The organism is Companilactobacillus zhachilii (assembly GCF_003606365.2).
In the GTDB taxonomy this organism is placed as follows: domain Bacteria; phylum Bacillota; class Bacilli; order Lactobacillales; family Lactobacillaceae; genus Companilactobacillus; species Companilactobacillus zhachilii.
Genome location: NZ_CP031933.2, coordinates 676,860 through 688,961, shown reverse-complemented (window position 1 = coordinate 688,961; position 12,102 = coordinate 676,860). Strand labels below are relative to the sequence as shown.

Below are 12,102 nucleotides of genomic sequence, written 5' to 3'. Positions count from 1 at the left end.
TTGGTAGAATATCCTTAAGCCTTAATAATAATTTAATTAACCAATAAAAACAAATAAAAGTGATGGAAATTTCTTATGCGTACTATTGATTTAATCTTATTGTTGAATGATTTCAAAAAAAATAATCGTATCTTTATCGAAACAAAAGACCAACGTATACCAGTTGTAGACCTAGAAGTCTTTGATGATGAAATAATACTCAAGACTTCTAAAAAAATGCATGGTCTCAAAAACTGGGAGTTTTTAATTTTACTAAATAAAAAGCAATATTACGAAATGCCTGTTTTTTATGATAACAGACAATTATTTGGTTTTCGGGTGGCTGGCAATTGCTTGTTATTGGGGTAGTGCCGCTTCCGGTCGTGGTCGTTCGATTGAGTCTGCGGTGGGACCGCCTTGAGCCAAAGTCTCAAGGCTCGGTTTTGAGCTTCGCAAGGTTCGCGAATCTCAAAACACGTCCGTTGCGTAAGTGCTAAAGCACTAACGCAACTTTCACTGCTGACTCAATCGAACGCCCACGACCTCCAGCTAATGTATTTTTTGAGGAATTATGACATATTTCTTATATTTACTTGAATCTAAATGATAAAACCTAATCACTAACACGTACCCTCTTATCCCACTGAATACATTTAATCCGTTTAACGCAAATATCCCCCCAATTAGTCTAATAAGAAACTACTCTGATACGGAAAAATATTTTAAGAACATAGTTGTTCTAGAATCCTATCAAGACGGTAATGAAAGACATGAAAAATATTTGAGGTATCAAAATATTCTTGAGTTAATAAATAACTAGCCGGAGGGCGCAAAAAAAGTCTTCCCACTGTAAAAGTGGAGTTAGGACAGGTGATTTTTCCTGTTCTTACTCCACGGACGTGTTTTGAAATTCGAGTGATTTTCTCGAAGTTCAAAACCGAGGTTCGAGACCTTGGCTCGAACCGGTCCTATAGTGGGGAGACTTTTTTTGCGCCCGGAGGCGGCATCTATAAACTACTTAGATGATTTTTTAGTTTTATCTTCAGCTTGAATCTTCTTAGCAAGATCAAGAATATATGGTTTCAATTCATCTTTAACTTCTGGGTGAGTCAATCCATATTCGATATTTGTCTTAACGTAACCAAACTTGTTACCGACATCAAATCTTTGGCCTTTGAATTCGTGGGCGAAGACGCGTTGTGTCTTGTTCATACGATCAATGGCATCGGTTAATTGAATTTCATTACCAGCACCTGGTTTTTGAGTTGCTAGTAAATCAAAAATCTCTGGTGTTAGTAAGTAACGTCCAATAATTGCTAAATTACTTGGAGCTTCTTCAACTTTTGGCTTTTCGACAAAACGTTTAACATTGTACAAGCCAGGAGCGTTTTCACCTTCTGGATCAATAACACCGTACTTAGAAACGTCTTTTTCGGGAACCTTCATTACGGCAATTGTTGAAGCGTGTGTCTTTTCATAGTCGTCAATCAATTGTTTTGTCAAAGGAACCTTGTCTTTCATCAAATCATCGCCTAGCATAACGATAAATGGCTCGTCAGCGATAAATGATCTAGCTTGGGCAACAGCGTCTCCTAACCCATTTGGATGAGCTTGACGGCTGTAATACAAGTTAACACCTAAATTAGTTGTGTCTTGAACGACTTTTAATAATTCTGTTTTATTCTTTGATTCTAGGTTTTGTTCCAATTCGGGTACAGAATCAAAATGATCCTCGATAGAACGCTTGTTTTTACCAGTAATAATCAAGATATCTTCGATACCAGAAGCCTTAGCTTCCTCAACGATAAATTGAATAGTTGGCTTATCAACGATTGGTAACATTTCCTTAGCCAAAGCCTTTGTGGCTGGCAAAAATCTTGTTCCCAAACCTGCTGCTGGGATAATTGCTTTTCTAACTTTCATTAATTATTCTCCTTTTCATGCGACTGCAAATAACTAGTTAATCTACCAGTACTTATCCTCAAATATGGACCACCTATCGACTCGGCAAAGGCGACATTAATGGCATTTCCAAATAAAAAGATTGTCACTGACATATTCACCCAGAGCAAGAACACAATAATCGCACCGATAGCACCATAGTTATCCCAAGCTGATCCAAAATATTTCAAATAATATGAGAATAATTGTGACAAGCCCAAGACTCCAACACTGGTGATCACGGTCCCGGTTATAATGTAGTAAAACTTCAGATGGACATTAGGCAAAAAATAAAATAAAGCAAACATGATCAAAAACATTATAACAATTGCAAAGGGCCATTTCCATCTCGTAAACTCATCTATCCAGCGCGAATTCACTCGTAGCAAGGGAATCAACCAATTCAAAAAAAGTTGTCCAAATGTAAACGTTATGATTGCTGCTACACCAATCATCAATAACATTAAGGTCGTAAAAAACGCTAGACCCCGACGAATAATATAATTTAAAAAAGTTTTTTCCACAAAGAGGTTATTTACGTCCAAGCCGTATGCCTCATTCATCGTCATCTGCGCAATATTTAAACCACGAGAAATTGCCCATAGAGATACCAAAATACCAACGGACAAGATACCTCTATTTGAGCTAGACAAAACTTTAATTATCGTTGGCAAAAAGTAATGATGCAGATCATCAGGCAAAATAAACTCAATGTAGCTGATCACGGTTGGCTTGTCTAAGTGTAATAGTGGAATCAAGTTTCCAAACACAATGATTGCGGGAAACAGTGACAACAGAATGTAATATGTAATTGCCTTAGAAGCCATGGGTAAATTTGAATCGCTTATTGCTTGTGTCATGTATTTAATAAATTCAACAAGTTTCTCACGTCTAGATATCGGTCGTTTAAATAATGGCACCTGTTGTTTTTTTTCTTCCATTATTCACACCATTAATTAAAGTAAGTATTTAGCATCATATTCAGGATCTTGTGATGTTAGGATCTTAGGACCATCTTTTGTGATTGCAATTGTATGCTCATATTGAGCTGAATCAGTTCCATCAGCAGAAACAAAATATTCCCAACCATCAGCTTTGACAAACTTATCTTTGATTTCCCAAGTACCTAGATTGACCATAGGTTCAATTGTAATGGTCATACCTTCACGCAACCTTAAACCTTGACCAGGTTCGCCATAATGTGGAACGTTTGGAGCTTCGTGCATCGTTGGTTGAATACCATGACCAATCAAATCACGAACATCACCCATGTGGTTTTCATCTTCAACATAATGTTGAATAGCATAACCAATATCACCTAAACGATTACCAACAACCGCTTGGTCAATCCCTAGATAAAGGGCTTTTTTGGTTACATCCATTAATTTTTGATTTTCAGCAGAAATGTCCCCGACAGCATAAGTCCAGCAAGAATCACTTTCATAACCATCTAAGTTAACAGTCATATCAACCTTTAGAACATCCCCACTCTTCAAAATAAGGTTTTTACGGGGAATCCCATGCGCAACCTCATCATTAACACAGACACAAGTAGCGTACTTGTAGCCCTCAAAACCCTTTTCAGATGGACGACCACCATGTGAAACGATATAGTCGTTGGCAAAATTTTCAATTTCCATTGATGAAATTCCTGGTTTGATAATGTCACGCAAACCAATATGTGTGTTAGCAAGAAGTTCTCCGGACTTTCTCATTCCTTCTATTTCTCTTGCAGATTTTAATGTAATCACTTTTTAACATGTCCCTTCGAAAAAATGTTAGTTTTATTATAACATTGTCGGGGTTTTTATATATGCCGCTTCCGAGGACAAACAAAATAGCCTGCTGTGGGACCGTCAGGAGCCATAGGGCGGTCTCCAGACTCGATTTTGAGCCTTGCATAAACCACGCAAGTCTCAAAAGTCGTCCTGTGTTGTAAGTGCTGAAGCACTAACAACACTGTCACTGCGGGCTATTTTGTTTGTCCTCGGAAGCTAGTTATTTTTTGGTTTGAGGTATATCACATATATCGCCTAAAATAATTTGACGAAAGTTAATCCACTTTCAAATATCGGTGTTAAACAAGATACTACTTATTTTTTAACTGGAAAAATTCAAAACAGATAATAACTTAGCCGGAAGGAGCAAGAATTTTGGTCGCTATGAAGGTGGTGTAATGGCTTTAGCCATTACACCACGGGACGAATTTTGAAATTCGCGTACTTTGCGAAGTTCAAAATCGAGATTCGAGACCGCCCTTCGGCTCGAATCGGTCCCCATAGCGACCAAAATTTCTTGCTCCTGGAGGCGGCAATCTTTGCTATAATTACTCAAGACAAGTGAAAAATGAGGCATTTATTAATATGACAAAAGTAAAAATCGTCTACGCTAGTATTACTGGTAACGACGAAGATATCGCATATGTTTTAACTGAAAAATTTGAAGAGCTCGGTTGTGATGTCGACATGAGCGAAGTTTCTCAAACTGACGCTGCTGACTTTGAAGATAGCGACATTTGTGTGATTGCAAGCTACACTTACGATCAAGGAATAGTTCCCGATGAAGCATTGGACTTTTATGATGACATGCAAGACCTTAATTTAAGTGGCAAAGTATACGGAGTTTGTGGCTCTGGTGATACTTTCTATGAAGATTTTTGTCGAGCTGTTGACGAATTTGCCAAAGTTTTCGAAGAAGTGGAAGCAACTAAAGGTGCTGAACCTGTTCGAGTTGAACTGGACCCGGAACAAGATGATATTGACCACCTTGATCACTTTGCAGAAGAAATTTTCAAAAAGGCACAAGAAATGGATCTTTAACAATGGATTTTATTAAAAAATATCGTAATTTTTGGGTGTATTGTTTCTTTGGGTTCTTGGCATCTCTACTGAATATCGGAATCTTTGATCTCTCACACAATTATTTCCACATCCCCTTGTGGATTGCTAACACCATAGCTTGGTTCATTTCCAATTTCTTTTCGTTCTTTGTCACCAAGCTATACGTTTTTAAGTCAGAATTGGAAAACTGGAAAAAGCTCTTCCATGAAGGTATTTATTTCTTAGTATCAAGAATTTTCTCACTAATTTTTGATGACATTTTTATGATTGTGGCAGTTCTCATTTTCCCATGGAATAATTTGATTATTAAAGCTGTCGATCAATTAATTGTCGGACTATTTAATTACTTCTCTTCTAAACTTATTTTTAACTACAATAACCGTCAATTAATTGAAAGGTTTAAAAATTTAAAAGCAAAAAGAAGCCGCGATGAAATTTAATTTTCACCACGACTTCTTTTTTAGTTAAAATATTTTTTATTCAAATTCGTTAGGACGTTCTGTTGATTGCTTAAAATAGTAGCTTAATGAATCAAGAATTCTATCGGATGCTTTACCATCGCCATATGGATTCTTAGCATTTGCCATACGATCATACTCAGCTTTATCAGTAATCAAACGTGTCATTTCTTTTTCAACAACATCAGCGTCGGTACCAACCAACTTCAAAGTACCCGCTGCCACACCTTCTGGACGTTCAGTTGTGTCACGTAATACCAAGACTGGCTTTCCTAATGATGGAGCCTCTTCTTGGACACCACCAGAATCAGTCATGATAAAGTAACTTCTTGATGCAAGATTATGAAAGTCAACTACATCCAATGGTTCAATCAAGTGAACACGGTCAACGTCACCAAGGATCTCCTTAGCGGTTTGTTGAACGACTGGATTCAAATGAACTGGGTAAACTAGTTCAATATCATCATGCTTTTCAACAACCTTTTTCATTGCCTTGAAAACTTGTTTCATTGGTTCACCTTGGTTTTCACGACGGTGCATAGTAATCAAAATCATTTTCTTCTCAGGATCAATTACATCCATAACATCATGATGATAATCCTTGTGAACAGTGCTTCTTAAAGCATCAATAGCAGTATTACCTGTCACAAAAATATTGTCCTTCTTGTGATTTTCTTTCAACAAGTTAGCTTTACTTTCAGTAGTTGGGGCAAAATAAATATCAGTTAAATCGTCAGTCATTTGACGGTTCATTTCCTCTGGCCATGGTGAGTACTTATTCCATGTTCTCAAACCAGCTTCAACGTGTCCGATAGCAGTTTGATGATAGAAAGCTGATAAAGCAGCACTAAAGGTTGTTGTTGTGTCACCATGAACCAAAACAACATCTGGTTTTTCTTTTTCAATAATGCTATCAAGTTCTTTAAGAACCAAACCAGTAATACCACTAAGAGTTTGGCGTTCCTTCATAATGTTCAAATCATAATCGGGCTTAATTTTGAAAATTTCCAAAACAGAGTCAAGCATTTCCCGATGTTGGGCAGTAACAACCGTTACCGTTTCAAAGCGGTCACTGTTTTGCTTCAATTTCAAAACAAGCGGTGCCATTTTAATTGCTTCTGGTCTCGTCCCAAAAACAGTCATAACTTTAATTTTATCCAAAATTATCACCTCAATAAATTAGTTCCAGTATATCAGAGATATTAACTTGCTGATAGTCATAATCTTATAGGTACGTTTTGTATTTGCCGTCTCCAGAATCGGACAGTGGTTACTGGCAGTGCGGAACGGTCCGAGCCACGGTCTCGGGCCTCGGTTTAAGCCTTGCAAGTTCGGCAAGTCTTAAACACGTCCGGTGGTGTAAGAACGACAAAAACGGTCGTCCTAACGCCACTTTCACTACCAGTAACCACTGTCCGATTCTTCCGACTAATTCTTTGTTATTTCGAGAACAATATAGTTTTAGAGCAATAATACTTTTGAGATATTTATGCTTATCAAATCAACTCGAAGAATGCACTTAATAAAATATATTAGAAAAATAAAATATGAAGAATATCTTACCTAAAGCATCTCGAAAAGGACTCCATAATTGTTTATAGTATATTTAAACGAAAATGTTTCATTTAAATATCACTGAAAAATGAAAAAAATATATTGAACTTTTATATCCAAAGCAACGAATAAACTAGCCGGAAGGAGTAAGAAATTTAGGTCGCTGTGAAGGTGGTGTTAGAGCTTTAGCTCTTACACCATGGGACGACTTTTGAAATTCGCGTACTTTGCGAAGTTCAAAAGCGAGATTCGAGACCGCCCTTCGGCTCGAATCGGTCCCCATAGCGACCAAAATTTCTTACTTCTTCCGGCGGCCCCCCAAAAAAACAAATTTTCCATTACTTTATGAAAAAAAGGTCTAATCAAAACACATGATAAATCTAACTATTTTAGTAATTCTCAGTATCCTAACCACGCTCGTTGCCTTTTTTGCAGTCTTGGCAATCTACAACACCCTAATTAAATCCGTTTCTAAGAAATATTGGTGGTATATTCTAATAGTTTTAATAATCCTTTACCTATTAGCCTTTTACTTATATTTTCATTTCAGATAAAACGTTTACTGAAATACTTTGTTAAAAGATGTATTAATTTTATTCACTTTGAGTTAAAATTATTAATGTATTCAAATAATGAATGAAATTTTTGGAGGATTATCGATGGTTTTAACAAACGGTAACGAAATTTTCAACAACGCCCGTAAAGGCAAATATGCTGTTGGTGCATTTAACATCAACGACTTGGAATGGACTCGTGGCATTTTAGCTGCTGCCCAAGAAACAAATACACCTATCTTGGTTCAAACATCAATGGGTGCTGCTAAGTATATGGGTGGTTACGAACTATGTCTACACCTTGTACAAGACACAATCAAATCAATGGGTATCACTGTTCCAGTTGTTATGCACTTGGATCATGGTAACTATGAAGCTGCTAAAGAATGTATCGAAGTTGGTTACAACTCAGTTATGTTCGATGGTCATGACCTTCCATTTGACGAAAACCTTGAAAAGACAAAGGAAATCGTTAAATTAGCTCACGCTAAAGGTATGTCTGTTGAAGCTGAAGTTGGTTCAATTGGTGGTACTGAAGATGGTATTACTGGTCTTGGTGAATTAGCTGATGTTGAAGAAGCTAAGACACTTGCTGCTACTGGCGTTGACTACCTTGCTGTTGGTATTGGTAACATCCACGGTGTTTACCCTGACAACTGGAAAGGTTTGAGCTTCGACCGTCTACAAGAATTAGCTGCTGAAATCTCAACACCACTTGTTCTTCATGGTGGTTCAGGTATCCCTAAGGAACAAATCGTTAAGGCTATCTCAATGGGTATTTCAAAGGTTAACGTTAATACTGAATTGCAATTAGCATTTGCTAAAGCAACTCGTGAATATATTGAAGCTGGCCATGATAAAGATATCGATGCTAAGGGTTACGATCCTCGTAAGTTACTTGCACCTGGTACAAAGGCTATTACAGAAACAACAAAGGAACGTATCGAATGGTTCGGTACACCTTCAATCAAATAATTACATTTGATAATAAAAAACAGGAACTCAGGTTCCTGTTTTTTTGTGCCCTTTTTTTATATCAACCGTATATTACTGGTTACTAGTAATAGTCTTTAATTAAATCTCACCAAGTTTCAAACATAAACTTACACTAACTACCAAGAAAAAAAATAAACTAGCCGGAGAGAACAAGAAATTTTGGTCGCTGTGCAGGTGGCGTTATGGCTTTAGCCATTACACCACGGGACGACTTTTGAAACTCGCGCATTTGGCGAGGTTCAAAATCGAGCTGAAAGACCTTGGCTTTCAGCGGTCCCCATAGCAACCAAAATTTCTTGTTCTCGGAGGCGGCCCCCTTACAATAATTAGTCAAATCAATAAAACGATTGTGAAATAACCATAAATAAATAAAAAAATAAACAAAAAGATATATCTATGTAATTCCGCTATGCCACAGGGTCTCAATCCAATTTCTTTTCCAAATCATTAGTTTTATATATTGTGAAATTTACAAAAACTTGCTATACTATGTTTGTACCAATAAGAAAGCGCTAACATAGAGAAAGGAGGGGCTTCCATAGTAACTTTGTTAACATCTGGAATGAGTTTTCAAAGCCTATCTGCCTCCCGTATAGAAACGAATCACTTTTTATAATTCTATGACTAGATGCTTATTCTAGATACTTAGTTGATTTTTTGTAACTCCCAATTACAATGCGATAGAGGGGAAAACTCATTTCTTAAATTTGCCCAAAAATACAACGGATCATAATAATCTCCCCGATTCATTGAATACCCCATCATTCAATGACGAAAATTAATTTCTTACCCCCTATCCAAAATCAACCATATAAAAAAGACCAACAGGTTCCCCGCCTGTTGGTCTTTTTGTTTATTCTAAAATTATTCATCGTCTTCTTTAGCAATTGCTTGTTGAGCCACCAAGTTAAGATAATTGAACGGATTATCGTAGTTTGGTTGGAATAACATGTCGACAAAAGCTAAATCATCGATAGTATTTTTATTTTGAATACAAATTGAGATTGCATTTGCTGATTGTGCAACTTCGTGTTTACTAAACAATTGTGCACCAATAACTCTTCTTGAATCTTTATCATAAACCAAATAAATTGTTAGCATTTCTGTCGTAGGCATATATGCTGGGCGGTAATAGTCATGAAAAACGACAAAGTCAGCATTTATTCCACCGGCAATGGCTTTTTTATAAGTAATCCCAGTCTCAGCCAACGTGTAGCCAAAGATTTCCATTGCTGTCGTTGCTTGCGTACCCATATATTTACGAATATCACCAAATACGTTAATTCCAGCTAAAGTTCCCTGACGGACTGCTTGCGATGCCAAAGGAATATATTTAATTTCACCAGTTGGATTAAATTTAACGACACATGAATCTCCTGCGCCATAAATATCAGGATCAGACGTTTGCATATAGTCATTGACTAACAATGCGCCATAGCCATCCATTTGTACTTGGCCGCGAAGAAGATCCGTATTAGCAAAAAAGCCGGTACAGACAATGACTAAATCAGCTTTATAAGCATTTCCCGACTTAGTCTTAATTGTCAATTGATCGCCATCTTCGATTTCAGCTACTCGTTCACCTAATCGAACTTTGACATCATGTTCCTTTAATTTATCGATGATTGTTTCTGATAATCCATCATCAACATAATTATTTAAGATTTGGTCACGTGACTGGATCAAAGTAACTTCATGCACCGTATTAGCATAACTTTCAGCTAATTCAACTCCGACATAACCAGCGCCAACAATTGCGATACTTGGATAATTTAAAGCTGACTCATAAATCTTTTTAGCTTGATCATAGCTCTTACACATGAGCACACGTGGGTTGTCCATCCCGCCGATTGGTGGAATACCAACTTCTGAACCAGTTGTCATAATTAATTTATCGTAAGTATCTTCAAAAATCTCTTGAGTTTGTAAATCTTGAACAACAATTTTTTTGCCTTTAGAATCAATTTTAAGTACATTATGCTTCATCCGAACTTTGGCACCGTAACCTTCGAGGGTGGTAGGATCTGCATAAAACATATCCTCGAGGTTATTAACGATTCTACCTAAATATAAAGCAATACCGCATGACAAAAAGGCAATGTTGTCTTCGCGTTCATAAACCGTAACTTCAGTTTCAGGATGTTTTTTTAAAATCTGTTCTACTGCAGCCGTTCCTGCATGTGTACATCCGACAACAACAACTTTCAATAGTCGGTTCCTCCTCTAGTACTATTTATACCTATTCATTCTTTTAAGCATAACACAAACACCTAGTTAAATTATATCAACGCAAAAATTATTTCCATATTAAAAAATGTAATTTTTTATATCAGTTTTCGACCAAATTATTCGGTGATTTTGTAATATAATATTGTTGTATTGACTTTTTTTAATGGAGTTCACTATGAAAGAAATTAAACACAGCTTTGGTAACAAATCAACAGTTTACCATGATAGTCTTAATATTAGGAAAACGGTTTTTGTCCAAGAGCAACACGTCTCACCCGATTTAGAAATTGATGCAGACGAAGCTAAATGTACTTACTTTAATATTTACCAAGACCATCAAGCGGTGGCCACGGCTAGGATATCACCAACAAATGATAATGGTGTCCACATTCAACGAGTTGCCGTTTTAAAGGCATTTCGTCATCAAAAGCTTGGATCTGATCTCATACAAGCTATTATTCAGTATGCACGTGATAATGACTATAAATATGCTGTTTTAGGCGCTCAAGACCATGCCCAATCATTTTATAAAAAACTTGGCTTTGAAGTTATTGGTAAACAATACACCGAAGTTGGAATCTTTCATCATGACATGAAACTTAACTTGTAGTAGTATTACCGTTAGTATTATTTAGTCACTTTTGGGATATTATAGGGAATGTTACAAAGGAGCCTTTTTATGTATAGATTTTTTATTCAGCCCCAACTAGATAAGGTCAACAATTCTTTAATTGGCTATGAATTGTTGATGAAAAAAAAGACACCTGAAGGCTGGCGACCACCTGCTAATTTTTCAGACGTACCTTCACATACAATGGCTTCACTTCTGATTGCGACAACTAAGTTATTATCGCTTAAAATCGGTTCTGTCTCCGTTAACATCAACCGAAACCAATTAATGGACAAGGAAGTGCGAGACGCTATTATCGAAGCACAGCGCATTTTACGGCCATTACGACTCGTTGTTGAATTAACTGAAGATGTACCAGACAAACCATGGCCAAATTCCGAGTTGATTCCATTGATCAAAGATTTTATCGATTACGGAATGGACTTTAGTCTCGACGACTGTGGAACCGGAGTCAACCAACTTGATCAAATTCAAGACATGGTACCTCTAGCCTCAGAAATTAAATTTGCCATCCAAAATTTTGGTGAAAAGTTACGTGATCCAGATATTGAAGATAAAGTAATCTTTTGGCGTGATTTTTGTAAAAAGAATAACCTGCGCTTTATTTTGGAAGGTATCGAAGATGAGAACGATGATGCCTTAGCCGATTCATTGAAAATCGACCTTCGTCAAGGATATTTCTATGGCAAGCCCCGTCTGTTGAAGTTAAAACCAGACGATAATAAGTTTTAAATAAAAGCGTGGAACAAAACATGTTCAGCTTTGAGTATTAAAATAGCTCCAGCAATCCGATTTGGGATTGCTGGAGCTATTTTGTTTTAAGGGGAAAAAACTATGTTCTGTCCCAAACTTTTTTACATTAGGTTCCATTTTAATTAACTATTGAAAACTAAAGGTTGAAAAATTATAAGTATGTTTTA

Annotated in this window: 11 protein-coding genes; 6 read left to right on the top strand and 5 right to left on the bottom strand. The window is 36.7% G+C overall.

Annotation, left to right across the window (positions count from 1 at the left end):
• The first annotated feature begins 75 nt into the window (after nucleotides 1-75).
• Nucleotides 76-348: a hypothetical protein gene (locus D1B17_RS02985; RefSeq protein ID WP_120143110.1), complete on the top strand. Its 273-nt coding sequence runs from the start codon at nucleotides 76-78 to the stop codon at nucleotides 346-348.
• 645 nt (nucleotides 349-993) lie between these two features.
• Here D1B17_RS02985 and galU read toward each other — a convergent pair.
• The 3 genes from galU to map are packed head-to-tail and all read right to left on the bottom strand — an operon-like array spanning nucleotide 994 to nucleotide 3,671.
• Nucleotides 994-1,902: a UTP--glucose-1-phosphate uridylyltransferase GalU gene (gene galU / locus D1B17_RS02980; RefSeq protein WP_120143111.1), complete on the bottom strand. Its 909-nt coding sequence runs from the start codon at nucleotides 1,900-1,902 to the stop codon at nucleotides 994-996.
• Nucleotides 1,902-2,861, bottom strand: coding sequence for a YihY/virulence factor BrkB family protein (locus tag D1B17_RS02975; protein ID WP_237389394.1), 960 nt, complete (start codon nucleotides 2,859-2,861; stop codon nucleotides 1,902-1,904). The genes galU and D1B17_RS02975 overlap by 1 nt, the downstream gene beginning before the upstream one ends.
• Before the next feature lie 15 nt (nucleotides 2,862-2,876).
• On the bottom strand, nucleotides 2,877-3,671 hold the full coding sequence (map, locus tag D1B17_RS02970; RefSeq protein ID WP_120143113.1) for a type I methionyl aminopeptidase: 795 nt from the start codon (nucleotides 3,669-3,671) through the stop codon (nucleotides 2,877-2,879).
• A 612-nt stretch (nucleotides 3,672-4,283) separates the two neighbouring features.
• On the opposite strand from map, the gene D1B17_RS02965 reads away from it, so the two are divergent.
• On the top strand, nucleotides 4,284-4,739 hold the full coding sequence (locus D1B17_RS02965; RefSeq protein ID WP_120143114.1) for a flavodoxin: 456 nt from the start codon (nucleotides 4,284-4,286) through the stop codon (nucleotides 4,737-4,739).
• Between the two features lie 2 nt (nucleotides 4,740-4,741).
• Complete coding sequence (locus tag D1B17_RS02960) at nucleotides 4,742-5,200, top strand: GtrA family protein (RefSeq protein WP_120143115.1); 459 nt, start codon at nucleotides 4,742-4,744, stop codon at nucleotides 5,198-5,200.
• Between the two features lie 36 nt (nucleotides 5,201-5,236).
• On the opposite strand, the gene wecB is transcribed toward D1B17_RS02960, so the two are convergent.
• Nucleotides 5,237-6,379: a non-hydrolyzing UDP-N-acetylglucosamine 2-epimerase gene (gene wecB, locus D1B17_RS02955; protein WP_120143116.1), complete on the bottom strand. Its 1,143-nt coding sequence runs from the start codon at nucleotides 6,377-6,379 to the stop codon at nucleotides 5,237-5,239.
• A gap of 1,052 nt (nucleotides 6,380-7,431) precedes the next feature.
• On the opposite strand from wecB, the gene fba reads away from it, so the two are divergent.
• Nucleotides 7,432-8,301: a class II fructose-1,6-bisphosphate aldolase gene (gene fba / locus D1B17_RS02950; protein ID WP_120143117.1), complete on the top strand. Its 870-nt coding sequence runs from the start codon at nucleotides 7,432-7,434 to the stop codon at nucleotides 8,299-8,301.
• 885 nt (nucleotides 8,302-9,186) lie between these two features.
• On the opposite strand, the gene D1B17_RS02945 is transcribed toward fba, so the two are convergent.
• Nucleotides 9,187-10,530 (bottom strand): FAD-dependent oxidoreductase, encoded by a 1,344-nt coding sequence (locus tag D1B17_RS02945; protein WP_120143118.1) that lies wholly within the window; start codon nucleotides 10,528-10,530, stop codon nucleotides 9,187-9,189.
• A gap of 196 nt (nucleotides 10,531-10,726) precedes the next feature.
• On the opposite strand from D1B17_RS02945, the gene D1B17_RS02940 reads away from it, so the two are divergent.
• Complete coding sequence (locus D1B17_RS02940) at nucleotides 10,727-11,161, top strand: GNAT family N-acetyltransferase (protein WP_120143119.1); 435 nt, start codon at nucleotides 10,727-10,729, stop codon at nucleotides 11,159-11,161.
• A gap of 69 nt (nucleotides 11,162-11,230) precedes the next feature.
• Nucleotides 11,231-11,914: an EAL domain-containing protein gene (locus tag D1B17_RS02935; protein ID WP_120143120.1), complete on the top strand. Its 684-nt coding sequence runs from the start codon at nucleotides 11,231-11,233 to the stop codon at nucleotides 11,912-11,914.
• Nucleotides 11,915-12,102 lie beyond the last annotated feature (188 nt).

Bases quoted from the DNA above. Each gene is read 5' to 3' on its own strand.
- D1B17_RS02985 (WP_120143110.1), top strand. From the start codon at position 76: ATGCGTACTATTGATTTAATCTTATTGTTGAATGATTTCAAAAAAAAT.
- galU (WP_120143111.1), bottom strand. From the start codon at position 1,902: ATGAAAGTTAGAAAAGCAATTATCCCAGCAGCAGGTTTGGGAACAAGA.
- D1B17_RS02975 (WP_237389394.1), bottom strand. From the start codon at position 2,861: ATGGAAGAAAAAAAACAACAGGTGCCATTATTTAAACGACCGATATCT.
- D1B17_RS02965 (WP_120143114.1), top strand. From the start codon at position 4,284: ATGACAAAAGTAAAAATCGTCTACGCTAGTATTACTGGTAACGACGAA.
- D1B17_RS02960 (WP_120143115.1), top strand. From the start codon at position 4,742: ATGGATTTTATTAAAAAATATCGTAATTTTTGGGTGTATTGTTTCTTT.
- fba (WP_120143117.1), top strand. From the start codon at position 7,432: ATGGTTTTAACAAACGGTAACGAAATTTTCAACAACGCCCGTAAAGGC.
- D1B17_RS02940 (WP_120143119.1), top strand. From the start codon at position 10,727: ATGAAAGAAATTAAACACAGCTTTGGTAACAAATCAACAGTTTACCAT.
- D1B17_RS02935 (WP_120143120.1), top strand. From the start codon at position 11,231: ATGTATAGATTTTTTATTCAGCCCCAACTAGATAAGGTCAACAATTCT.